Here is a 22,658-nt window from a genome sequence, read left to right as displayed (position 1 = left end):
GGACACCGGCTCGAAGATCGAGGTCCACACCGAGTTGTAGTTCACCGAGGAGGCCATGACGGCCACCAGGGCCTCGCCCGGGCCCAGCTCGGGCACGGGGACCTCGTCCAGGTGGATCGACTTGCGCGGGTCCTTGTCGCGGGTCTCCAGGCCCGCGAACATCTCCGTCTCGTCCTTGTGGACGGTGATCGCCCGGTAGGAGTCGGGGAGCGGCAGGGCGGCGAAGTCGGCGGACGTGGCGTCCTTCGACTGGATCGCGTCCAGGATGTCCTTCACGGTCACGGTGTTGCCTCCGGCGGGTGAGCGCCCTGAGGGAAGGGCGCCTAAAGGATTCGTCGGTGCTGTCAGTGCTGCTGAGGGTGGTGAGGGTGTGCCGTCGGTTCGGCTCGGTGGTGCTTCGGCAGCGCTTTGTGGCGCGGGAGGTTGCCTGTGACGCAGGCGTCCGGGCGCGCAGGCCGTGGCTTGCTGGGACAGCCGGCGAGCGAACGGTCTCTGCTCGCCGGCCGCCCGGACTCCTTCAACGTATGACACCGCGTGTCACCTCGCAAGGCACTGAGTGCCAGAACTTCCTCTCAGATGAAATCTTTACGTAACAGATGAGCGATGATCGATCGAACGGGCCTCCCGTGCCGCCCCAAAAGGGGCGCTGACATGCAAAAACGGCCACCCGGAGGGTGGCCGTCGTCACAGCGGGGAAAGGCGGGTCAGCGCTCCTTGAGGGCCTGCTCGATGGTGCGCATGACCTCTTCGAGGGGCGCGTCGGTCCGTGCGACGGTCACCAGCACCTCGCCCTCGACGGAGGCCGCCGCGGGCGCGGGGGCGGCGGGCCGGGGGGCCGTGCCGCGGCCGGCGCCGATCCCCGTGCCGAAGGTCTTGCGCACGATGGCGAAGGCGTGGTCCAGCTGGGCCTCCACGTCCCCCTGCCCGCCCGCCCGCAGCCAGCGCCTGAGGACGTGGTTGTGCGCGGTGACGACCGCGGAGGCGGCGACCTCGGCCAGCAGCGGATCGTCGTTGGCGTCGTCGGCGTGCGCGTGCTCGTCGAAGTGGCCGAGCAGATACCGCGTGAACAGGCGCTCGTAGCGGGCCACGGAGGCGATCTCGGCCTCGCGCAGGGTGGGCACCTCGCGCGTGAGCTTGTAGCGGGCGACCGAGATCTCCGGCCGCGCCGCGTACATCTTCATGACCTCCTTGATGCCCCGGCACACGGTGTCGAGCGGGTGCTCGTGCGCGGGCGCGGCGTTGAGGACCGCCTCCGCGCGGATCAGCGTGTCGTCGTGGTCCGGGAAGATCGCCTCTTCCTTGGAGCGGAAGTGGCGGAAGAAGGTGCGCCGGGCGACTCCGGCGGCGGCGGCGATCTCGTCGACGGTGGTGGCCTCGTACCCCTTGGTCGCGAACAGCTCCATGGCTGCTGCCGCCAGTTCCCGGCGCATCTTGAGCCGCTGGGCGGCCGCGCGGCTGCCTGCGGCACTCTCCGGCGCGTCGGGCGTAGCTGGTGTACGTGAGGACTTGGCGGGCTGGGACATGACCCGAACGTACTGCATGCGCGTGGCCTGATGCGCAGGTCCGGGGTGTCCCCCGCCCCCGGGGGACGGGGGGCCGCCGCGCCGGACGGGCGGGGGAGGGCCGCCCGGCTCGAGCAGCCCGCCCCACTCCGGCTCCGTCCGGTACCAGTCGCCGACGCCGTCAGCGGCGGGCATACTCGCGGAAGCCGCGGCCGGTCTTGCGGCCGAGGCAGCCCGCCGCCACCAGGTGCTCCAGCAGCGGCGCCGGGGCGAGACCGGGGTCGCGGAACTCCCGGTGCAGCACCTTCTCGATGGCCAGCGAGACGTCCAGCCCGACCACGTCCAGCAGCTCGAACGGGCCCATCGGGTAGCCGCCGCCCAGCTTCATCGCCGCGTCGATGTCGTCCAGGGACGCGTAGTGCTCCTGCACCATCTTGATCGCGTTGTTGAGGTACGGGAACAGCAGCGCGTTCACGATGAAGCCGGCGCGGTCGCCGCAGTCCACCGCGTGCTTCCCGATCTTCGCGCAGACCTCGCGCACGGTCGCGTGCACGTCGTCCGCCGTCAGCACCGTCCGCACGACCTCGACCAGCTTCATCGCCGGTGCCGGGTTGAAGAAGTGCATGCCGATCACGTCCTGCGGGCGCGAGGTGGCGCGGGCGCAGGCGACGACGGGCAGCGACGAGGTGGTGGTGGCCAGGACCGCGCCCGGCTTGCACACCTTGTCCAGCGCGGCGAACAGCTGCCGCTTGACCTCCAGGTCCTCGGCGATCGCCTCGACCGCCAGGTCGACCTCGGCGAAGGCGTCGTAGGAGCCCGCCGGCGTGATCCGGTCCAGGATCCCCGCGGCGGCCTCGGCGGTCAGCCGGCCCTTGTCGACGGAACGGGAGAGCGACTTGCCGATGCGGGCCCTGGCGGCCTGCGCCTTCTCCTCGCTGCGGGCGGCCAGGACGACGTCGTACCCGGCCTTGGCGAACACCTCGGCGATGCCGGAGGCCATGGTGCCGGAGCCGGCGACGCCCACCGAGCGCACCTCGCGGCCGGCGACCGGGGAGGCGCCCGCCGCCGGGGTCAGCGCGTCCGGCACGACCGTCCCGCTGCCCGGCGCCTCGTAGGTGTAGAAGCCGCGCCCCGCCTTGCGGCCGGTCAGGCCCGCCTCGCTGAGCTGCTTGAGAATCGGGGCGGGGGCGTGCAGCCGGTCACGGGACTCGGCGTACATGGCCTCCAGGACCGTCCGCGCGGTGTCGACGCCGATCAGGTCCAGCAGGGCGAGCGGGCCCATGGGCAGGCCGCAGCCGAGCCGCATGGCGGCGTCGATGTCCTCGCGGGAGGCGTACCTGGCCTCGTACATGGCGGCGGCCTGGTTGAGGTAGCCGAAGAGCAGCCCGTCCGCGACGAAGCCGGGGCGGTCGCCGACCGCGACCGGCTCCTTGCCCAGCTCGATCGCGAGGTCGGTGACGGCGGCCACGGCCTGCGGCGCGGTCAGCACCGAGGAGACGACCTCCACCAGCCGCATCGCGGGCGCCGGGTTGAAGAAGTGCAGTCCGAGGACGCGCTCGGGACGGGCGGAGTCGGCCGCCAGCCGGGTCACCGACAGCGCGTTGGTGCCGGTCGCCAGGATCGTCTCCGGGCGGACGATGCCGTCCAGCTCGCGGAAGATCTGGTGCTTGATCTCGTACGACTCCGGAGCCACCTCGATGACGAGGTCGGCGTCGGCCGCCGCGGTGAGGTCGGTCGCGGTGCGGACCCGGGCCAGTGCGCGGGCGCGCTCCTCCTCGGTGAGCCGGCCGCGCGCCACGGCACGGGCGGTGGCGGCCTCCAGCGTGGCGAGGGCCTGCGCGGTCCGCGCCTCGCTGATGTCGATGCCGATCACCTCGCGGCCGGCCTTCGCGAGGACCTCGGTGATGCCGGTGCCCATGGTGCCGAGGCCGACCACGGCGATCGTCTTGAGCGGGGACAGAGCTGAGTCGGACAGGGGAGTGGCCATCGCGGGACTCCAGGAATGAGGTGACGACGAGGAGCGCGCCGGGTGCGCCGGGAGGCGCACCACGGAGCGGAGAGTGCGGGTGTTGCCGGGCTGCGAGCGCACACGCCCGGGGGCGCCGGCGCCACGGGCGTGCACACGCCCGGGAGCGGCGGAACTTCCGACCGGCTCTGTCCCGAAGCCGGGTCGTACTGCGGTACACACGGCGTACCGAACCGACCTGCTCGCTCGCGACGGCCGCGTCACCAGACCGTCGCCAGCGGATGCGAGAGGGTTACTCGCTCGTATGAGCTTAACCGGCGGGTAACGAGCGCGCTAGTCCCCGGGCCGGAACCGACTTTGTGAGGTGGCTCCCCTCCTCCGCCGTCACCCGCCTACGCTGGACCTCGTGGACGAAGAGTTGCGATCACTCACGGAGCGCTTACGGCGGGAGTCGGGCGGCTCGGCCGCGTTCGAGCACCTGCTGGCCACCGGGGACCACGGCGAACTGGCGGAGGTGCTCACCGCCCCCGGACAGCCCCTGTGGGCCAGGGAACTGGCCGCGTTCCGCCTCGGCCGGGCCGGCGACCGGCGCGCCTTCGAGTCCCTGGTGCTGCTGCTCAACCACCGCGACCCGCCGCGCTGCGCCTCCGCCGCGCACGCCCTCGCCCGGCTCGGCGACCCCCGCACGGCCCGGGCCGCCGCGGCCCTCGCCACCAACGAGCTCCGCGTCGCCTACGCCCTGCACCCGGTACGGCTCCTGGTCGCCCTGCGCGCCCCGGAGTCCGTGCCCGCGCTGATCACCACGCTGGAGCGGCGGCTGCGCCCGCACGACCCCTACCGCCGGGTGGCCCTCGCCTGCGTGGAGGGCCTGGGCGCGCTCGGTGACGCCCGCGCCCGGCGGGTCCTCACCGAGGCCCTCGCACACCCCGCGCTCGCCGAGGCCGCGGTGCACGCGCTGGCGCGGATACCGGAGCAGCAGCCGAGCTGACGCCCGGTCAGCCGCCCATCGCCCGCACGTACCGCACCTCGGGCACCGGTACGCCGTCCACCTCGAAGGGCTCCTCGGCCCCGTCGGGCCGGAACCCCGCGCGCTCGTAGAAGCGGCGGGCGGGAGCGTTCTCCTTGAGGACCCACAGGAGCATGCGGGGATACGCCCGGCACCGCTCGGCCGACTCGGCCAGCAGCGCCCGCCCGATCCCGCCGCCGAGCCGGGCCGGGTCCACGTAGAGCGCGTACAGCTCGGCGTCGCCGGTGCGCGTGCCGCCGTCCCGGTACGGCCCGAACGCCGCCCATCCGACCACCGCGCCGTCCCGCTCGGCGACCAGGTTCACCACGGAGCCGTTCCCCTCGGTGAACCGGGCCCGGCGCCGCTCGGCGTCCGCGGTGACACTGAGCCGGTCCAGGTACGGCTGCGGCATGAGCCCCCGGTAGGCGTGCCGCCAGCCGCTGATCCGTATCCCGGAGACGCGGTCGCAGTCGGCGAGGGTCATCTCCCGGATCGTCAGGGCACTCACCCGGCCACCACCGCCCGGAGTGCCCCCACGCCCTTCGGCGGTGGGGGAGCCTCGGTCTCCGGTGGGAACTCCGGCGCCACCCGCACCGCGGAGGAGGCGGGCAGGCGCTCGCCGGGCATGTGGGTGACGAGGTACGCCGGCTCCGTCACGTCCTCGGAACCGGCGCGCGCGGCGGCCGGGCGGCGCCGCGCGTTCCCGGACACCTGCCGCGTCCGGGCCGCGGGGAACACTCCGGCCGGGGCGGGGATACGGACCGGTCCACGACCGTCCCGGGTCGTCTCGCTCATGACCCCCATGATGACCCACCCCACTGACAACGCCCCGACCGGAAGGGCCCGTTGCCGAAGCGCCGCGCGGGCCGGGGGTGAGGGCCGTGGTGGCCCGGAGCCGGAGCCGCGAGGAACGCCTCGCGGCGGTCTCACAGGAGACTGAGCTGGACCGGCTCCTCGCCGGTGGGGGCCGGTGCCGGCTCGGCCGGACGGATCCGGCGGGCCAGCCCCGCGCGCGCGGGCCCGATGCCGTACTCCTGCGCCAGCTCGTGCACCTGGCGGGTGATCCGGCGCTGGTACCACTTGGGCGCGTAGGCGCCCTCCGCGTACAGCCGTTCGTACCGCCGCACCAGGTGCGGATGGTGCTGCCCGAGCCAGTGCATGAACCACTCGCGGGCGCCGGGGCGCAGGTGCAGCACCAGCGGTGTGACGGAGGTGGCCCCGGCCGCCGCGATGGCCCGTACCGTGTCCCGCAGCTGGGCCGGGTGGTCGCTCAGGAACGGGATCACCGGCGCCATCAGCACCCCGCAGCCGATCCCGTGCTCCCCGAAGGCGCGGACGACCTCCAGCCGGCGCTCGGGCGCGGGCGTGCCCGGCTCCACCGTGCGCCACAGCGCGGCGTCCAGGAAGCCCACGGACACCGAGACGCCCACGTCCGTCACCTGAGCCGCCCGGACCAGCAGGTCCAGGTCGCGCAGGATCAGGGTGCCCTTGGTGAGGATCGAGAACGGGTTCGCGTGCTCGGTGAGCGCGGAGATGATGCCCGGCATCAGCCGGTAGCGGCCCTCGGCGCGCTGGTAGCAGTCGACGTTGGTGCCCATCGCCACGTGGTCGCCCTGCCAGCGGCGGGAGCCGAGCTGGCGGCGCAGCACCTCGGGCGCGTTGATCTTGACCACGATCTGGGAGTCGAAGCCGATGCCGGTGTCCAGGTCCAGGTAGCTGTGCGTCTTGCGGGCGAAACAGTAGACGCACGCGTGCGTGCAGCCCCGGTAGGGGTTGACCGTCCATTCGAACGGCATACGGGAGGCGCCCGGCACCCGGTTCAGCACCGAGCGCGCCCTGACCTCGTGGAAGGTGATGCCCTGGAACTCGGGCGTGTCGAACGTCCGGGTGGTGACGGCGTCCGCGCCGAACAGCGCGGTGTCGGCGGCCCGGCCGTGTTCGCTCTCGTCTGTGAGGTTCTCCCAGCGCATGACGCCTCCTCGCTCGCACTGCCCACACAATAGAACAGATGTTCCCATGATCGTGCGAACCCCGATTTGGGCGGCCGGGCGCCGGGGTGGTTGGCTTGCCCCAACCCCGAGGAACCAGGTCGTGGAGGAACGCAATGGCGCAGGTCGAGGCCACTACGGAGCGGGTCGTCGCGGCGGACGCGGAGAAGGTGTTCGACGCCCTCGCCGACTACCGCGGCACGCGGCAGAGGCTGCTGCCCGAGCAGTTCAGCGAGTACGAGGTGCGCGAGGGCGGCGACGGCGCGGGCACCCTCGTCCACTGGAAGCTCCAGGCCACGAGCAAGCGGGTGCGCGACTGCCTGCTGGAGGTCGGCGAGCCCACCGACGGCGAACTCGTCGAGAAGGACCGCAACTCGTCCATGGTCACCACCTGGCGCGTCACCCCCGCCGGCGAGGGTTCCTCGCGCGTGGTCGTCACCACCACCTGGCAGGGTGCCGGCGGCATCGGCGGCTTCTTCGAGAAGACGTTCGCGCCCAAGGGCCTCGCCCGGATCTACGACGCCCTGCTCGCCAGGCTCGCCGCCGAGGTCGAGAAGTAGCCCAAGCGCCCACCGGTGAAGGGGGGTTGGCCGCCGGCCGGCCCCTTCACCGGTTCGAGTGCATCTCCGGCCCATACCGGATCGCGCCGTAACTCGCCGGAGTTGTTCGCAGTTGTCGCCTTACGCGGGAAATGTGAACGGGTGTGACGAGGGGAGCGGTACGTGGGCGGGACGACACTGGTGAAGCCCGAGCCGGTCGCGGCACCGGCCGCCGGCGAGGAGACCGCGGCCGCACCGCCGCCTCCCGCGCCGCCCGCGGGCATCGGACCCCGCCGGGTGCGGCTGGTGTTCCTCGGGCTGATGCTGGCCCTGCTGCTGGCCGCCCTCGACCAGATGATCGTGGCCACCGCCCTGCCGAAGATCGTCGGCGAGCTGCACGGCCTGGACAGGATGTCCTGGGCGATCACTGCCTACCTGCTCACCTCCACCGTCGGCCTGCCGGTCTACGGCAAACTCGGCGACCTGGTCGGCCGCAAGGGCGTCTTCCAGTTCGCCATCGCCGTCTTCGTCCTCGGCTCCGCCCTCGCCGGCCGGGCCGGGACCATGGACCAGCTGATCGCCTTCCGCGCGGTCCAGGGCGTCGGCGCCGGCGGCCTCATGATCGGTGTGCAGGCGATCATCGCCGACATCGTCCCGCCCCGGGAACGCGGCCGGTACATGGGCCTGATCGGCGCCGTCTTCGGTCTCGCCTCCGTCGCCGGACCGCTGCTCGGCGGCTACTTCACCGACCACCTGTCCTGGCGCTGGTGCTTCTACGTCAACGTCCCCTTCGGCCTGGTCACCCTGGCCGTCATCGCCGTCGTCCTCAAACTCCCGAGGCCGCGCACCCGCGCCCGGCTCGACGTCCTCGGCACCCTGCTGCTCGCCGCCGCCTCGACCTGCCTGGTCCTGCTCACCAGCTGGGGCGGCACCGAGTACGCCTGGGGCTCCCGGCAGATCCTCGGCCTCGGTGCCGGCGCCCTCCTCGCCACCGTCCTCTTCCTGGTCGCCGAGCGCTTCGCCGTCGAACCCCTCATCCCGCTCAGGCTCTACCGCGACCCCGTGTTCACCCTCAGCAGCCTGGTCGGCCTGGTGATCGGCGTCGCCCTGTTCGGCGCCGCCAGCTATCTGCCGACCTTCCTGCAGATGGTCGACGGCGCCAGTGCCACCGAGTCCGGGCTGCTGATGCTGCCGATGATGGCCGGGATCGTCGGCGCCTCCATCATCGGCGGACAGCTCATCAGCCACACCGGCCGCTACAAGATCTACCCCGTGCTCGGCTGCGCCGTCGCCACCGTCGGCATGTGGCTGCTGTCCCGGCTGGAGACCGACACGCCCCGGCTGCACTACAGCGTCTGGATGGCCGTCCTCGGCACCGGGATCGGCCTGGTCATGCCCGTCCTCGTGCTCGCCGTGCAGAACTCCGTCCGCCCTGCCGACCTCGGCACCGCCACCAGCGCCAACAACTACTTCCGGCAGATCGGCGGCAGCGTCGGCGCCGCCGTCTTCGGCACCCTCTTCGCCGATCGCCTCGCCTCCTCGCTGCGCGAGGAACTGCCCCCGCGCGCGGGCACCGGGCTGCCCGCCGCCGACTCGATCACCCCGCAGCTCGTCCACGCGCTGCCCCCGGCCCTGCGCGACGCCTACATCCGCGCCTACGCCGACGCGATGCCCCGGATCTTCCTCTACCTGGTCCCGGTGCTCGCCCTCGGCCTGCTCATCGCCTTCTTCCTCAAGGAGAAACCACTGGTGTCCCACAACACCGCCGAAACGGAGCCGCAGACCGTGACCGCCTCGATCCCCGGCGCCCGGGCGCCCTACGCCGCCGGGGTCCCCGTCTGCGGCACCGTGCAGCACCCCGACGGCACCGTCGTGCCCCGCGCGGCCCTCACCCTCATCGACGTCGCCGGACAGCAGATCGGGCGGGGCGCCAGCGGCGACGACGGGCGGTACGCGCTCAGCACGCCCGGCTCCGGGTCGTACGTGCTGATCGCCGCCGCCGGCGGGCACCAGCCGCAGGCCGTCTCCGTCACCGTCGGCGAACGCCCCGTCGAACTCGACGTCGTCCTCGGCGGCGCCGGCCGCCTCGCCGGCAGCGTGCTCACCGCCGACGGCAGCCCCGTCCGCGACGCCACCGTCACCCTCACCAACGTGCACGGCGAGGTCGTTGCGAGCACCCGCAGCGGGCGCGAGGGCGGCTACGTCATCACCGAACTGGTCGCGGGCGAGTACACCCTCGCCGCCAGCGCCCCCGCCTTCCGGCCCGCCGCGCTCCCGGTCACCGTGCAGGCCTCCCGGGAGACCCGGCAGGACGTCGAACTCGCGGGCGGCGCCGTACTGCGGGGCACCGTCCGGGCGAGCGGCGGGCGGCCCGTGGAGGACGCGCGCGTGACCCTGCTCGACGCGGCCGGCAACGTCGTCGACACCCTCACCACCGGAGCCGACGGAACGTTCCGGTTCGTCGATCTCTCCTCCGGCGAGTACACCGTCATCGCCGCAGGTTACCCGCCGGTCGCCACGGTGTTGCAGGTCGCGGGGGGTGGCCGGACCGAACGGGACCTCCAGCTGGGCCACGAGGACTGAGCGGGGCGCCCGCCCGCCGCGCCGCAGCGATCCGCCGGAGCCAATTCCAGGATTGCCCCACATCGCGACCGGCGGTCGTCTTACCGTAGTGGCGGGCGGCACAGATCGTTTGCGGACAGCCGTGGGGAGAGAGGGCCTGGGCCATGGACCGTGGCAGCGAGCGGGACGCAGCTCCCGGGCGCGGCATCGGCGACACCGCCGCGGGCCGGATTCCGCTGGCCGTGGTCGTCGTCGACCGTGCCGGACTGGTGTCCCACTGGAGCACCGGCGCACGGCGCCTGTTCGGCGTGAGCCGCGAGGACGCCGTCGGACGGCCCGCGGCCGACCTGCTGCCCGTCTCCGGCACCCTGCCGGAGGACCTCCAGGACGGTCCGGTGCCCGACGCGTACGACGCGTGGGACGCAGGGCCCGGCCGCGACCTGGAGACGTCGCTCGGCGGACACACCGGCTACGCCACGACCGGACGCGCCCGCCTGCGTCCGCCCCCGCAGACGCCCGACGGCGAGCGGCTGGACGTGCTGTGGTGGGCCTACCCGCTGGTCGGCCCGGGACCCGCCCGGCTGCTCGTGCTCGCCGCCGACGCCACCCGGCTGCGCGACGAACGCGGCTACGACGACGAGACCGCCGAACGCATCTCGCCCGGCCTGGCCCGTCACACCGAACTGGCCGCCCCCGAGGAACTCGAACGGCGGCTGCCCGAGATCCTGCCCAACATGGGTCCGGGACTCAGCGCCCGCATCGTCGCGCAGGTCCTCGAACTCGGCTATCCGGTCCTGGAGTTCAGCCAGTACGACCGGGTGCCCGTGACCCCCTACTGGGGCGTGCCCCGCCGCCCGGGCCGCACCCGCGCCGGGGAGGCCGCCGTACCGCAGCAGCGGGCCGTGGCCGTGGTCCCGGCCGGCGCCGAGCAGGACCTGGAGTACGCCGCCGTCCGCGAGCGGCTGGAGTTCCTCAACGAGGTCAGCTCCGGCATCGGCTCCTCCCTGGACCTCGGCGAGACCATCCGCGAGGTCACCAGCGCCGCCGTGCCCCGGTTCGCGGACTTCGCCGGCACCCATCTGCGTGCCGCGGTACTGGCCGGCGAGGGCTTCCCGGACGGCCCGCCGGACGCCAGCACCGTGATGTTCCGCGTCTGGGTGGAGCACAACGACGAACCGGGCCGCTGGGACGACACCGTGCCCGTCGGCGAGTCCTTCGCCTTCCCCGAGCACACGCCCTTCTACAAGTGCATGGTCACCGGCGAGCCGGTGCTCATCCCGAGGGTCACCGAGGAGCTGTCCGAACGGATCTCCGGCGAGTTCGAGAAGCGTGACCTGCGGCCCCTCATCAACGGCCGGTCGCTGCTCATCGTCCCGCTCAAGGCGCGGAACGTCGTCCTCGGCTTCATGGTGCTGATGCGCCGCCCCGACCGGCCGCAGTTCGACGACATGGACCGCACCACCGGCGCCGAACTCGCCGCCCGCGCGGGCCTGGTGCTCGACAACGCCCGCATGTACACCTACCAGGAGAACGTCGCCGACACCCTCCAGGACAGCATGCTGCCGCAGGTCACCCCGCGGATGCCCGGCTGCGACATCGCCACCCGCTACCTGCCCGGCACCCGGCTCGGCCGGATCGGCGGCGACTGGTTCGACACCATCAAACTGCCCGGCTCCCGCACCGCCCTCGTGGTCGGTGACGTCATGGGCCACGGCCTCAACTCCGCCGCGATGATGGGCCAGTTGCGCACCGCCGTGCAGACCATGGCCGCGATGGAGACCCCGCCCGCCCAACTGCTGCGCAACCTGGACGACCTGGCCCGCAGGCTCGGCGACACCTACCTCGCGACCTGCCTGTACGCCGTGTACGACCCGATCCGCGGCGAGCTGACCCTCGCCAACGCCGGCCACATCCCGCCCGTGCTGGTCCGCGCCGAGGACGGCAGCAGCGAACTGCTCGAACTGCCCACCGGAGCCCCCATCGGCGTCGGCGGCGTCCCCTTCGAGGTCAGGCGCGTCAAGGTCGCGCCCGGCGACCGGCTGGTGCTGTGCACCGACGGCCTGGTCGAGGTGCGCGGCTCCGACATCGGCGAGGGCCTCGCCGCGCTCTGCGAGTCCGCCGCCCACCCCGCGGCCTCCATGGACGACGCCTGCGACACCATCATCCGCGCCCTGAACACCCGGGGCGGACGCAAGGACGACGTCGCCCTGCTCATGGCCCGCCTCAACGGCATCCCCGACGAGCACGTCGCCGAGTGGCGGCTCGACGCCGACCCCCGCGAGGTGGCCCGGGCCCGCCGCCTGGTCCGTGAACGCCTCCTTCAGTGGGGCCTGCCGCAGGCCGTGGAGACCGCCGAGCTGCTGGTCAGCGAGGTCGTCACCAACGCCGTCCGGCACGCGGAGAGCGACCGGATCGGGCTGCGCGTGGTCCGCTCGGACGCGCTGCTGTTCGAGGTCACCGACGACGAACCCGCGCTGCCCGCCATGCTGAGCGCCGGCCCCCACGACGAGTCGGGCCGGGGCCTGCGCGTGGTCAGCCGGCTGGCCCGGGAGTGGGGCGCGAGCGCCAGCGGACACCGCAAGACCGTCTGGTTCGAGCAGGCCGTCACCACCGGCCACTGACGGCGGGCGCGACGCGCGGACCGCGCGCCGCCCGGGGCGACCGGGGACCGTACATCTCGTGAAGGTGGCCACCAGACCCTTGCCCCGCTCCGGGCCCCCGCGATATCCCGATCACGGAACCGACCCGTGGGGAGATCGCATGACCGTCTCGGAGAACTACCGCAACACGTGGGAAAGTTACTGGAGCCAGACCGCCGAGGGCCGGGGCGAGGCGATATGGGACGCCGACCCCTCCCTGAGCGCCGCGCCGCACAGCGAACTGCTCCTGCCCCACGCCGACACCGGCCGGACGATCGTCGACCTCGGCTGCGGCAACGGCACCCAGACCCGCTACCTGGCCACCCGCTTCGCCCGCGCCGTCGGCGTCGACCTCTCGCACGCCGCCGTCGAGCACGCCCGGCGCGCCACGCACGGCGAGCCCGTCGAGTTCCAGCAGCTCGACCTCACCGACACCGACGCCGTCCGCGCCCTGCACCAGCGGCTCGGCGACAGCCACGTCTACATGCGGGCCGTCATCCATCAGAGCGAACCGGCCGCGCGCCCCGCGGTGGCCGCCGCCGTCGCCGAACTCATCGGCACCGAGGGCCGGGCCTTCGTGGTCGAGCTGACCTCCGGCTCCCGCGACGTGCTGCGGCGGGCGGCGTCCGAGCCGGGCGGCCCGGGACCCAAGCTCCAGCGCGTCTTCCACCACGGCCTCAAGCCCGCCGACGCCCCCGACGAGGAGATCCCGCAGCTGCTCGCCAAGGCCGGTCTCGCCGTCCTGGACGACGGAGAGACGACGCTGCCGCAGACCGAGCACCTCCGGGACGGCACCCGCATCGACCTGCCGGCCCGCTGGTTCGTGCTCGCCAGGGCCTGACCGGACCCGGGACCGCTTCGCCGGGCGAGGTCGTAGCCTGTCCGCCGCTCGACGCGTAACGTGACGGTCCATGAAGATCCTCATCAGTGCCGACATGGAGGGTGCCACGGGCGTCACCTGGCCCGCCGACGTGCTGCCGGGGACGCCGCAGTGGGAGCGGTGCCGGTCGATGTTCACCTCGGACGTGAACGCCGCCGCGGAGGGCTTCTTCGACGGCGGCGCCGACCAGGTGCTCGTCAACGAGGCCCACTGGACCATGCGCAACCTCCTCCTGGAGCGGCTCGACGAACGCGTCGAGATGCTCACCGGCCGGCACAAGGCGCTGTCCATGGTGGAGGGCGTCCAGCACGGTGACGTCGACGGCATCGCGTTCGTCGGCTACCACGCGGGCGCCGGCATGGAGGGCGTCCTCGCCCACACCTACCTGGCCAACCAGATCACCGGGGTGTGGCTGAACGACGTCCGCGCCAGCGAGGGTCTGCTCAACGCGCGCGTCGTCGCCGAGTACGGGGTCCCCGTCGTCCTCGTCACCGGCGACGACGTGGCCTGCGAGGACGCCCTCGGTTACGCGCCCGAGGCGCTGAAGGTCGCCGTCAAGGACCATGTGTCGCGGTACGCGGCCGTGTGCCGGACGCCGGCCCGGACCGCGGCCGACATCCGCGCGGCGGCCAAGGAGGCCGCCCGGCTGGCGGTCCGTCACGCGCCGGCCGAGGCCGGTCCGTTCACGGTCGCCGTCGAGTTCGACGCCGAGCATCTCGCGATGGCCGCGACCGTCGTGCCCGGCGTGGCGCGGACCGGGGAGCGGAAGGTGGCGTACACCAGCGCCACGATGTACGAGGGGATCAGGACGTTCAAGGCGGTCACCACGATCGTCTCTGCCGCCGTGGAGGAGCAGTATGGCTGACCAGCAGGCCGACGAACTGGCCCTGGCCGAGGTCGTGGATTTCACCTCCGGACTGATCCGGATCGACACCACCAACCGGGGCGGCGGGGACTGCCGGGAGCGGCCCGCCGCCGAGTACGCGGCCGAGCGGCTGGCCGGCGCGGGCCTGGATCCCCTGCTGCTGGAGCGCACCCCGGGCCGCACCAACGTGGTGGCCCGGATCGAGGGCACCGACCCGTCCGCCGACGCGCTGCTGGTGCACGGGCACCTCGACGTGGTGCCGGCCGAGGCCGCCGACTGGAGCGTGCACCCGTTCTCCGGCGAGGTCCGCGACGGCGTGGTGTGGGGGCGGGGCGCCGTCGACATGAAGAACATGGACGCGATGATCCTCGCCGTCGTCCGCTGCTGGGCCCGGCAGGGCGTCCGGCCCCGCCGCGACATCGTCCTCGCGTTCACCGCCGACGAGGAGGCCAGCGCCGAGGACGGCTCCGGGTTCCTCGCCGACCGGCACCCCGAACTCTTCGAGGGCTGCACGGAGGGCGTCAGCGAGTCGGGCGCCTTCACCTTCCACGACGGGACCGGGCGGGAGATCTACCCGGTCGCCGCGGGGGAGCGGGGCACCGCCTGGCTGAAGCTCACCGCGCGGGGCCGGGCCGGGCACGGCTCCAAGGTGAACAGGGAGAACGCGGTGACCCGGCTCGCCGCCGCCGTCACCCGCATCGGCGAGCACGAGTGGCCGCTGCGGCTCACGCCCACCGTACGGGCCGCCCTCACCGAACTCGCCGCGCTGTACGGCATCGACCCCGACTTCACCGACGTGGACCGGCTGCTGGAGAAGCTCGGCCCGGCCGCCAGGCTGGTGGAGTCGACCGTCCGCAACAGCGCCAACCCGACCATGCTGGACGCCGGTTACAAGCTCAACGTCATCCCGGGCGAGGCGGTCGCCCACGTGGACGGACGCTATCTCGCGGGCGGCGAGCAGGAGTTCACCGCCACGCTGGACGAGCTGACGGGACCGGACGTCGACTGGGAGTTCGCGCATCGCGAGGTGGCCCTCCAGGCACCGGTGGACGCACCGGTGTTCGCGAGGATGCGGGCCGCGGTGGAGGAGTTCGCGCCGGGCGCGCACGTGGTGCCGTACTGCATGTCGGGCGGCACGGACGCCAAGCAGTTCTCCCGGCTCGGCATCACCGGCTACGGCTTCGCCCCGCTGAAGCTGCCGGCGGACCTCGACTACCAGGCGCTGTTCCACGGCGTGGACGAGCGGGTGCCCGTGGAGGCGCTGCACTTCGGGGTCCGCGTCCTCGACCGGTTCCTGCGGACGGCCTAGACGATGGAGGAGCGGATGCGCAGCGCGCCGTACGGATCGTGGCCCTCGCCGATCGGCGCGGACCTCGCCGCCGCGCACGACGGACGGCCGGACTGGGTGGGGTTCGTCGGGGACGAGGTCTGGTGGACCGAGCCCCGGCCGGCCGAGGGCGGCCGGCGGGCCCTGGTGCGGCGGCGGGCCGAGGGGGGCGAGGAGTCGGTGCTGCCCGCGCCGTGGAACGTGCGCAGCCGGGTCATCGAGTACGGCGGACGGCCCTGGACCGGGGTGGTCCACGACGGCCGGCCGCTGATCGTCTTCGTGCACTTCGCCGACCAGCGGCTGTACCGGTACGAGCCGGGCGGCGAGCCCGCCCCGCTGACCCCGGTCTCTCCGGTGGGCGGCGGGCTGCGCTGGGCCGAGCCCCGGATCGACCTGGCCCGCGGTGAGGTGTGGTGCGTGCTGGAGGAGTCCACCGGGGAAGGCCACGACGACATACGGCGGGTGCAGGCCGCCGTACCGCTCGACGGTTCGGCCGCCGGTGACCGCGCCGCCGTCCGCGAGCTGATCGAGCCCCGGCACCGGTTCGTCACCGGCGCCCGGCTCTCCCCGGACGGCCGGCGGGCCGCCTGGCTGGCCTGGGACCACCCGCGGATGCCGTGGGACGGGACGGAGCTGCTGGTGGCCGACGTCGAGGAGGACGGCCGGCTGACGCACGCGCGGACCGTCGCCGGCGGCCCGGACGAGGCCGTCGCCCAGGTCGAGTGGTCGGCGGACGGCCGCCTGCTCTACACGAGCGACCGCAGCGGCTGGTGGAACCTCTACCGCGACGGCACCCCTCTGTGCCCGCGCGAGGAGGAGTTCGGCGGGCCGCTGTGGCAGCTCGGGCTGCGCTGGTTCGCGCCCCTGGACAGCGGTCTCCTGGCGGTCGTCCACGGCCGGGGGCCGGCCGCGCTCGGGATACTCGACCCGGAGTCCGGCGAGATCGTGGACGCCGTGGGACCGTGGACGGAGTGCGCCGCAGGGCTCGCCACCCACGGCCCACGCGTCGTCGCGGTCGCCGCCGGCCCCCGCACCTCCTACGAAGTGGTCGAACTGGACACCGCCACCGGCCGCGCCCGGGTCATCGGCTCTCCGCACCGGGACCCCGTCGACCCCGCCTACTACCCCGAGCCGCGGGCCCGCACCTTCACCGGCCCCGGCGGCCGCGAGGTGCACGCCCACCTCTACCCGCCGCACCACCCCGCCCGCACCGGGCCCGAGGACGAGCTGCCGCCGTACGTGATCTGGGCGCACGGCGGCCCCACCAGCCGGGTGCCGCTCGTACTGGACCTGGAGATCGCCTACTTCACCTCGCGGGGCATCGGGGTCGCCGAGGTGAACTACGGCGGCTCCACCGGGTACGGCCGGGCCTACCGGGAGCGGCTGCGCGAGCAGTGGGGCGTGGTCGACGTCGAGGACTGCGCGGCCGTCGCCCGGGCCCTCGCCGACGAGGGCACCGCCGACCCCGCCCGGCTGGCGATCCGCGGCGGCAGCGCGGGCGGCTGGACCACCGCCGCCTCCCTGACCACGACCGACGTCTACGCCTGCGGCACCGTCATCTACCCGGTGCTGGACCTCGCCACCTGGGGCCCCGGCGAGACCCACGACTTCGAGTCGCGCTACCTGGAGTCGCTGATCGGCCCGCGCGACGAGGTGCCCGCCCGGTACGCCGAGCGCTCCCCGACCGCGCACGCCGACCGGCTCACCGCTCCGTTCCTGCTGCTCCAGGGCTTGGACGACGTGATCTGCCCGCCCGCCCAGTGCGAACGCCTCCTCGCCCGGATCGCCGGCCGGGGCGTGCCGCACGCCTACCTCACCTTCGAGGGCGAGGGGCACGGGTTCCGCCGGGCCGACACCATGGTCCGCGCCCTGGAGGCCGAACTGTCCCTGTACGCCCAGGTGTTCGGGCTGGATCCGACACCGCCGGTGCCGAAGGTGGAGCTGAACCAGTGAAGGAACTTCTGCGGCCGCGCCGGCTGGCCCCGGGCGCGCGGGTCGCCGTCGTCGCCACCAGCGGGCCGGTGCCCGAGGAGCGGCTCCAGGCGGGCCTCGACGTGCTGCGCGGCTGGGACCTCGAACCGGTGGTCGGACCCCATGTCCTGGACCGGCACCCGGAGTTCGGCTACCTGGCCGGCACGGACGCCGACCGCGCCGCCGACCTCCAGAACGCCTGGTGCGACCCTGCCGTCGACGCCGTGCTGTGCGCCCGCGGCGGCTACGGCGCGCAGCGCGTGGTCGACCTGCTCGACTGGGACGCGCTGCGGGCGGCCGGGCCCAAGGTCTTCGTCGGGTTCAGCGACCTCACCGTCCTGCACGAGGCCTTCGCGACCCGCCTGGGCCTGGCCACACTGCACGGGCCGATGGCGGCCGGCGTCGACTTCGTCAAGAACGCGCGGGCCCAGGAGCACCTGCGGGCCACGCTGTTCGCCCCCGAGACCGTCCGCACGATCGCCTCCGGCGGTACGGCCCTCGTCCCCGGCCGGGCCCGGGGCGTCACCCTCGGCGGCTGCCTGTCCCTGCTCGCCGCCGAACTCGGCACCCCGCACGCGCGGCCCTCCGCGCGCGGCGGGCTGCTCTGCCTGGAGGACGTGGGCGAGGAGACGTACCGGCTGGACCGCTACCTCACCCAGTTGCTGCGCTCCGGCTGGCTGGAGGGGGTGCGCGGGGTGCTGCTCGGCTCCTGGGAGGACTGCGCGGACTACGCCGGGCTGCGGCCCCTGCTGGCCGACCGGCTCGGCGGACTCGGCGTCCCGGTCGCGGAGAACGTCGGATTCGGCCACGGAGAAGGGGCGTTGACGATTCCGCTCGGGGTCGCGGCCACGCTGGACGCGGAGACGGGCACGCTGACACTGGACGAGCCGGCGCTGCGCTGAGGCGCGGGCGGGCTGGTGCAGGGGGTGCCGGGGCTGTGCCGAGGTGCGGGCGGGCAGGCTGACCCTGGGTGTGCCGGCGTCGTGCCGATGCTTGAGGGGCGGACCGAGGCTGGACGAGCCGGGGCCGACGCTGGGCGGGCGGACCGAGGCTGGACGTACCGAGGCCGACGCAGGGCGGGCGGGCTGACATCGGTCGAGCCCGTGCCGGCGTGGGGCCGGCCGGGCGCGTCGGGGCCGGGGGGACGCCGTAGGCTGGGCGGATGCCGTATCCGCCGTCCCGCCCCCTCGCCGAGGGCCCGCGCGTCGCCATCCGTCCCTTCACCCTCGCCGACGGCCCCGAGTTCACCGCACGGGCCAGGGAGAGCAAGGACCTGCACCGGCCCTGGCTGTTCCCGCCCGACACCGAGGAGGCGTACGCGGACTACGCCGGCCGGCTCATCAAGGACCCGGCGCGGGCCGGCTTCCTGGTGTGCGAGAAGGACAGCGGGGCCATCGCCGGCTTCATCAACATCAACAACATCGTGCGCGGCGGCTTCCAGTCCGGCGCCCTCGGCTACGGCGCCTTCGCGCACGCGGCCGGGCGGGGCCTGATGCGCGAAGGGCTGGAGCTGGTGATCGGGTACGCGTTCGGGCCGCTCGGCCTGCACCGGCTGGAGATCAACGCCCAGCCGGGCAACGCGGCGTCCATCGCCCTCGCCCGGGGGGCCGGGTTCCGCCGGGAGGGCTTCTCACCCGACATGATCTACGTCGACGGGGCCTGGCGCGACCACGAACGCTGGGCGCTCACCACCGAGATGCGCGACTGAGCTGGTTCAGCCCCGCTGGTCCACGTACTCGAAGACGGAGCCGTCCGGGTGCACCGCCAGCAGGTTCCGGCCCACCGGCGTCGGCACCGGCCCCGCGACGATCGTGGCACCCAGCCCGGTCAGCAGCCGGTGGGCCTCGTCCACGTCCTTCACCGCGATCGTCGCCGTCACCTTGCGCAGGATCTCCAGCTCCGACTCGGGACCGCTCATGAGCAGGAAGGAACCGACCGCGGCGACCTGGACGCCACCGCGCTGGAAGCGCAGGGCCGTGCCGCCCGACAGGCTCTCGTAGAAGGGGATCGCGGCTTCGAGGTCGTCGACGCAGATGCGCAGCGAGGCGCCCAGAATCTCCATGCGTCCGAGCCTAGTTGGGGCCGCCGGGCGCGCGCAGGCCCCCGGCGTTACCCACTGTGCGCGACGGGTACCCGCAGGGTATGGACCGTTTGGATCACCTGGAACATCTGGACAGGCACCTCGTCGAAGAGCTGGCACAGGTGGCACGCGAGACGGTACGCGAGGAGCTGCGCGAGCAGTCCCGCAAGCGGCGCCGCACCGCCGTGCTGTACGCCGCGTCGGGTGCCGCCGCCCTGTACGCGGGCGGCGCGGTGGCCCTCGCCGTGGGCCTGGCCCTGGCGATCGGCCTGCCCGGCTGGGCCGCGGCACTGATCACCGCCGCGCTCCTCGGCGCGGTGGCCTACCTCCTGCGCGGCGCCGCCCGCTCCGGGCACGGGCCCCACGCCCCGCACCGCGTCGGCGCCGGCACCCCGCCGGCCGCCCCGGGCACGCCGTACCCGCCGGTGCCGGGGACGCCTCCGATGCCGCGGACTCCGCCGGACACCCCCCGCCGCGGGGCCTGACGGCGAGGGGGTGGGGCCGCCGGCCCCACCCCCTCCCTCCATCGGCGCCCCTGTGTCGGCTGTGTCAGCCGAGCTGCGGCAGCACCTTCGTGCGGTAGAAGTCGAAGAAGCCCCGCTGGTCCGGTCCGATCTGGTTCACGTACACCCGGTCGAACCCGGCGTCGGCGAACGCCTTCAGCGCCGAGACGTGCTCGTCCACGTCGTCCCCGCACACCGACTTCTCCCGCACCATCTCCTCGGTGACCAGCTCGTGCAGCTGCTCGAAGTGCCGCGGTGAGGGCAGCACCTGTCCCATCTCGCCGGGCAGCAGCTCGTTGTACCAGAGCCGGTGCACCGTACGGACGCACTCGTCGCGGTCGGTGCCGTAGCAGACCTTCGTGCCGCCGCTGACGAGCTTGGCGCCGCCGCCGCCCTTGCGGAACTGGGTGACCATCTCCTCCTCCGGCATCATCGTGATGTAGCCGTCGCCCACGCGGGCGGCCAGCGAGGTCGCCTTCGGGCCGAAGCCGGAGATGTCGATAGGGACGGGCTCCTCGGGGACGGTGTAGAGACGGGCGTTCTCCACGGTGTAGTGCGTGCCGTGGTGGTTGACCTCCTCGCCGGTGAACAGCCGGCGCATCACCTGGATCGCCTCCTCCAGCATCTCCAGGCGCACGTGCAGCGGGGGCCACGGGTCGCCGAGGATGTGCTCGTTGAGCGCCTCACCGGTGCCGAGGCCGAGCCGGAAGCGGCCCTGCGTCATCACGGCGCTGGTCGCCGCGGCCTGCGCCACGACCGCCGGGTGCATCCGCACGGTCGGACAGGTCACCGCGGTCTCGATGGGCAGGGACACCGCCTCCGACAGCGCTCCGATCACCGACCACACGAACGGGCTCTGTCCCTGCGCGTCGTTCCACGGGTGGTAGTGGTCGGAGATCCACAGCGCCTGGAAACCGGCCTGCTCGGCCATCCGGGCCTGTTCGACGAGGGCTGCGGGATCGTGTTCCTCGCTCGCCAGGAAATAGCCGTACTCGGGCATGGGGGAACCTCCGCGCGGGCGGTGCTGGTGGGTGATCCGGACCCGGCCCGGGTAACCGGGCCCGGGTGCGCGAAACGCCGGTGCGCGGCGGCGTACGGGTGCTCCGGCGGGCGTCCGGGTGACCGGCCCCGCGTTTGGGTGCCCCGGCCCCGGTTACGCGGAAGACCTCGGACGAGCCACACCGCCGGAGGCGCACCGTGAGCCGACCCCGCGTCGTGATCGTCGGCGCCGGTTTCGCCGGGTACCGGGCTGCGCGCACCCTCGCGCGGCTGACCCGGGGCCGCGCCGACGTCACCGTGCTGAACCCGACCGACTACTTCCTGTACCTGCCGCTGCTGCCGCAGGTTGCCGCCGGGGTCCTGGAGGCGCGCCGGGTCACCGTGTCGCTGCCCGGCACGCTGCGCGGGGTGCGCCTGGTGCTCGGCGAGGCGGACCGTGTCGACCTGGACGCGCGGACCGTGCGCTACACCGACCCCGAGGGCCGTGCGGGCACCCTCGGCTACGACCGGCTGGTGCTGGCCGTCGGCAGCGTCAACAAGCTGCTGCCGATCCCGGGTGTCGCCGAGCACGCGCACGGCTTCCGCGGGCTGCCCGAGGCGCTGTACCTGCGCGACCACGTGACCCGGCAGGTGGAACTCGCCGCCGCCGAGGAGGACCCGGGCAGCCGCGCCGCCCGGTGCACCTTCGTGGTGGTCGGCGCCGGTTACACGGGCACCGAGGTGGCCGCCCACCTGCAGATGCTCACCGACCGCCTGGTCCGCCGGCATCCGCTGCCCGGCGGGCCGCGCCCCCGCTGGATCCTGCTGGACGTGGCGCCGCGCGTGCTGCCGGAGATGGACGAGCGGCTGTCCCGCACGGCCGACCGGGTACTGCGGGCGCGCGGCGTCGACGTGCGGATGGGCACCTCGGTGCGGGAGGCCACCCGGGACGGGGTGGTGCTCACCGACGGGGAGTCCGTCGCGTCCCGGACGCTGGTGTGGTGCGTGGGCGTGCGGCCCGATCCGCTGGTGGAGGCCGTCGCGCAGCCGCTGGAGCGCGGCCGGCTGATCGTCGACCCGTATCTGCGACTGCCGGGCCGCGCCGACGTGTTCGCCTGCGGGGACGCGGCGGCCGTGCCCGACCTGGAGCGTCCGGGGCAGTTCACGCCCATGACCGCCCAGCACGCCTGGCGGCAGGGCCGGGTGGCCGGGGAGAACGTGGCCGGTTCGCTCGGCCTCGGCCGCCGCCGGCGCCCGTACCGCCACCGGGACCTGGGCTTCGCCGTCGACCTCGGCGGGGTCCGCGCCGCCGCCAACCCGTTCGGCGTCCCGCTGTCCGGTCCGGTGGCCGGTGCGGTCACCCGCGGCTACCACCTGGCGGCGCTGCCCGGCAACCGGGTCCGGGTCGCCGCCGACTGGCTGCTGGACGCCGTACTCCCGCGCCAGGGCGTCCAGTTGGGCCTGGTCCGAGCGTGGTCGGTCCCGCTGGACACGGCCTCGCCGGAAGTGGCGCGGGTACCGGGCGGCCCGGAGCGGCCGGCCGCGCAGACAGGAGAGGAACTCATGACGCACAAGCCGAGGCCGCAGGAGCCGGTGAAGCCACAGCCGGGCGGCGAGCCCGCGAAGAACCAGCCCGGCGGCGAGCCGGCCAGGGAGCAGCCGGGCGGCGAACCGGCGAAGAACCAGCCCGGCGGCGAGCCGGCGAAGAACCAGCCCGCCGGCGGCGGGCCGGGCCATCCGGCACCCGGACCCGTCGAGCGCGCGGACCCCGCCGGTCCCGCGGACCGCGCCGACGAAACCGACTGACCGCGACGGAGCGCCGCCGAGCGCCCTCCGCCGCGACCGAGCGCAA

19 protein-coding genes and 1 pseudogene are annotated in these 22,658 nt (G+C 73.9%); 12 read left to right on the top strand and 8 right to left on the bottom strand.

Annotation, left to right across the window (positions count from 1 at the left end):
* The 3 genes and pseudogenes from AB0946_RS35635 to AB0946_RS35625 form a co-directional block, all read right to left on the bottom strand.
* Positions 1-276, bottom strand: a pseudogene (locus tag AB0946_RS35635) (crotonyl-CoA carboxylase/reductase); the annotation flags it as partial.
* Between the two features lie 428 nt (positions 277-704).
* Positions 705-1,523 (bottom strand): TetR family transcriptional regulator, encoded by an 819-nt coding sequence (locus AB0946_RS35630; RefSeq protein WP_225808084.1) that lies wholly within the window; start codon positions 1,521-1,523, stop codon positions 705-707.
* Positions 1,524-1,683: 160 nt separating this feature from the next.
* Positions 1,684-3,489 carry a 3-hydroxyacyl-CoA dehydrogenase family protein gene (locus AB0946_RS35625; protein WP_366764848.1) on the bottom strand — a complete coding sequence of 602 codons (1,806 nt, stop codon included), beginning with the start codon at positions 3,487-3,489 and terminating at the stop codon, positions 1,684-1,686.
* Between the two features lie 385 nt (positions 3,490-3,874).
* On the opposite strand from AB0946_RS35625, the gene AB0946_RS35620 reads away from it, so the two are divergent.
* Positions 3,875-4,456: an adenylosuccinate lyase gene (locus AB0946_RS35620; RefSeq protein ID WP_366764847.1), complete on the top strand. Its 582-nt coding sequence runs from the start codon at positions 3,875-3,877 to the stop codon at positions 4,454-4,456.
* 7 nt (positions 4,457-4,463) lie between these two features.
* Here AB0946_RS35620 and AB0946_RS35615 read toward each other — a convergent pair whose 3' ends face one another.
* From AB0946_RS35615 to AB0946_RS35605, 3 genes are all read right to left on the bottom strand, one after another.
* On the bottom strand, positions 4,464-4,982 hold the full coding sequence (locus AB0946_RS35615; RefSeq protein WP_366764846.1) for a GNAT family N-acetyltransferase: 519 nt from the start codon (positions 4,980-4,982) through the stop codon (positions 4,464-4,466).
* Positions 4,979-5,269, bottom strand: a complete 291-nt coding sequence (locus AB0946_RS35610; RefSeq protein WP_366764845.1) for a hypothetical protein — start codon at positions 5,267-5,269, stop codon at positions 4,979-4,981. Before AB0946_RS35610 ends, AB0946_RS35615 begins: the two co-directional genes overlap by 4 nt.
* A 131-nt stretch (positions 5,270-5,400) precedes the next feature.
* Positions 5,401-6,444: an Rv2578c family radical SAM protein gene (locus AB0946_RS35605; protein WP_366764844.1), complete on the bottom strand. Its 1,044-nt coding sequence runs from the start codon at positions 6,442-6,444 to the stop codon at positions 5,401-5,403.
* Positions 6,445-6,578: 134 nt separating this feature from the next.
* On the opposite strand from AB0946_RS35605, the gene AB0946_RS35600 reads away from it, so the two are divergent.
* From AB0946_RS35600 to AB0946_RS35560, 9 genes are all read left to right on the top strand, one after another.
* Positions 6,579-7,022 carry an SRPBCC family protein gene (locus AB0946_RS35600; protein WP_366764842.1) on the top strand — a complete coding sequence of 148 codons (444 nt, stop codon included), beginning with the start codon at positions 6,579-6,581 and terminating at the stop codon, positions 7,020-7,022.
* Between the two features lie 162 nt (positions 7,023-7,184).
* The gene (locus AB0946_RS35595) at positions 7,185-9,584 is read left to right on the top strand and encodes an MFS transporter (RefSeq protein ID WP_366764841.1); all 2,400 of its coding nucleotides are present in this window, start codon (positions 7,185-7,187) and stop codon (positions 9,582-9,584) included.
* A 143-nt stretch (positions 9,585-9,727) separates the two neighbouring features.
* A complete protein-coding gene (locus AB0946_RS35590; protein WP_366764840.1) occupies positions 9,728-12,184 on the top strand; it encodes a SpoIIE family protein phosphatase in 2,457 nt (818 codons plus the stop codon).
* A 139-nt stretch (positions 12,185-12,323) separates the two neighbouring features.
* The gene (locus AB0946_RS35585; RefSeq protein WP_366764839.1) at positions 12,324-13,043 is read left to right on the top strand and encodes a class I SAM-dependent methyltransferase; all 720 of its coding nucleotides are present in this window, start codon (positions 12,324-12,326) and stop codon (positions 13,041-13,043) included.
* Between the two features lie 70 nt (positions 13,044-13,113).
* Positions 13,114-13,947, top strand: a complete 834-nt coding sequence (locus tag AB0946_RS35580; protein WP_366764838.1) for a M55 family metallopeptidase — start codon at positions 13,114-13,116, stop codon at positions 13,945-13,947.
* A complete protein-coding gene (locus tag AB0946_RS35575) occupies positions 13,940-15,256 on the top strand; it encodes a M20/M25/M40 family metallo-hydrolase (protein WP_366764836.1) in 1,317 nt (438 codons plus the stop codon). Before AB0946_RS35580 ends, AB0946_RS35575 begins: the two co-directional genes overlap by 8 nt.
* Positions 15,257-15,259: 3 nt before the next feature.
* A complete protein-coding gene (locus AB0946_RS35570; RefSeq protein ID WP_366764835.1) occupies positions 15,260-17,227 on the top strand; it encodes a prolyl oligopeptidase family serine peptidase in 1,968 nt (655 codons plus the stop codon).
* On the top strand, positions 17,224-18,147 hold the full coding sequence (locus tag AB0946_RS35565) for an LD-carboxypeptidase (protein WP_366764834.1): 924 nt from the start codon (positions 17,224-17,226) through the stop codon (positions 18,145-18,147). Before AB0946_RS35570 ends, AB0946_RS35565 begins: the two co-directional genes overlap by 4 nt.
* A gap of 260 nt (positions 18,148-18,407) precedes the next feature.
* The gene (locus tag AB0946_RS35560; protein WP_366764833.1) at positions 18,408-18,953 is read left to right on the top strand and encodes a GNAT family N-acetyltransferase; all 546 of its coding nucleotides are present in this window, start codon (positions 18,408-18,410) and stop codon (positions 18,951-18,953) included.
* A gap of 6 nt (positions 18,954-18,959) precedes the next feature.
* On the opposite strand, the gene AB0946_RS35555 is transcribed toward AB0946_RS35560, so the two are convergent.
* On the bottom strand, positions 18,960-19,307 hold the full coding sequence (locus tag AB0946_RS35555) for a VOC family protein (RefSeq protein WP_132782751.1): 348 nt from the start codon (positions 19,305-19,307) through the stop codon (positions 18,960-18,962).
* Between the two features lie 80 nt (positions 19,308-19,387).
* Here AB0946_RS35555 and AB0946_RS35550 point away from each other — a divergent pair, with 80 nt between their 5' ends.
* Positions 19,388-19,810 carry a phage holin family protein gene (locus tag AB0946_RS35550; RefSeq protein WP_366764832.1) on the top strand — a complete coding sequence of 141 codons (423 nt, stop codon included), beginning with the start codon at positions 19,388-19,390 and terminating at the stop codon, positions 19,808-19,810.
* Between the two features lie 64 nt (positions 19,811-19,874).
* Here AB0946_RS35550 and AB0946_RS35545 read toward each other — a convergent pair whose 3' ends face one another.
* Entirely contained in the window at positions 19,875-20,828 is a 954-nt protein-coding gene (locus tag AB0946_RS35545; RefSeq protein WP_366764831.1) for an LLM class F420-dependent oxidoreductase, read from the bottom strand.
* Positions 20,829-21,025: 197 nt separating this feature from the next.
* Between AB0946_RS35545 and AB0946_RS35540 the strand changes: the two genes are divergently transcribed.
* On the top strand, positions 21,026-22,612 hold the full coding sequence (locus AB0946_RS35540; protein WP_366764830.1) for an NAD(P)/FAD-dependent oxidoreductase: 1,587 nt from the start codon (positions 21,026-21,028) through the stop codon (positions 22,610-22,612).
* Positions 22,613-22,658 lie beyond the last annotated feature (46 nt).

The sequence above is a fragment of the Streptomyces sp. NPDC046870 genome, assembly GCF_040704595.1.
Lineage (GTDB): Bacteria > Actinomycetota > Actinomycetes > Streptomycetales > Streptomycetaceae > Streptomyces > Streptomyces argyrophylli.
This window is presented reverse-complemented; position numbering and strand designations above follow the sequence as displayed.

Excerpts from the sequence above, each read along its gene's own strand:
- AB0946_RS35590 (WP_366764840.1), top strand. The coding sequence starts at position 9,728 with ATGGACCGTGGCAGCGAGCGGGACGCAGCTCCCGGGCGCGGCATCGGC.
- AB0946_RS35625 (WP_366764848.1), bottom strand. The coding sequence starts at position 3,489 with ATGGCCACTCCCCTGTCCGACTCAGCTCTGTCCCCGCTCAAGACGATC.
- AB0946_RS35585 (WP_366764839.1), top strand. The coding sequence starts at position 12,324 with ATGACCGTCTCGGAGAACTACCGCAACACGTGGGAAAGTTACTGGAGC.
- AB0946_RS35600 (WP_366764842.1), top strand. The coding sequence starts at position 6,579 with ATGGCGCAGGTCGAGGCCACTACGGAGCGGGTCGTCGCGGCGGACGCG.
- AB0946_RS35605 (WP_366764844.1), bottom strand. The coding sequence starts at position 6,444 with ATGCGCTGGGAGAACCTCACAGACGAGAGCGAACACGGCCGGGCCGCC.
- AB0946_RS35555 (WP_132782751.1), bottom strand. The coding sequence starts at position 19,307 with ATGGAGATTCTGGGCGCCTCGCTGCGCATCTGCGTCGACGACCTCGAA.
- AB0946_RS35580 (WP_366764838.1), top strand. The coding sequence starts at position 13,114 with ATGAAGATCCTCATCAGTGCCGACATGGAGGGTGCCACGGGCGTCACC.
- AB0946_RS35630 (WP_225808084.1), bottom strand. The coding sequence starts at position 1,523 with ATGTCCCAGCCCGCCAAGTCCTCACGTACACCAGCTACGCCCGACGCG.
- AB0946_RS35570 (WP_366764835.1), top strand. The coding sequence starts at position 15,260 with ATGGAGGAGCGGATGCGCAGCGCGCCGTACGGATCGTGGCCCTCGCCG.
- AB0946_RS35545 (WP_366764831.1), bottom strand. The coding sequence starts at position 20,828 with ATGCCCGAGTACGGCTATTTCCTGGCGAGCGAGGAACACGATCCCGCA.
- AB0946_RS35575 (WP_366764836.1), top strand. The coding sequence starts at position 13,940 with ATGGCTGACCAGCAGGCCGACGAACTGGCCCTGGCCGAGGTCGTGGAT.
- AB0946_RS35560 (WP_366764833.1), top strand. The coding sequence starts at position 18,408 with ATGCCGTATCCGCCGTCCCGCCCCCTCGCCGAGGGCCCGCGCGTCGCC.
- AB0946_RS35550 (WP_366764832.1), top strand. The coding sequence starts at position 19,388 with ATGGACCGTTTGGATCACCTGGAACATCTGGACAGGCACCTCGTCGAA.
- AB0946_RS35610 (WP_366764845.1), bottom strand. The coding sequence starts at position 5,269 with ATGAGCGAGACGACCCGGGACGGTCGTGGACCGGTCCGTATCCCCGCC.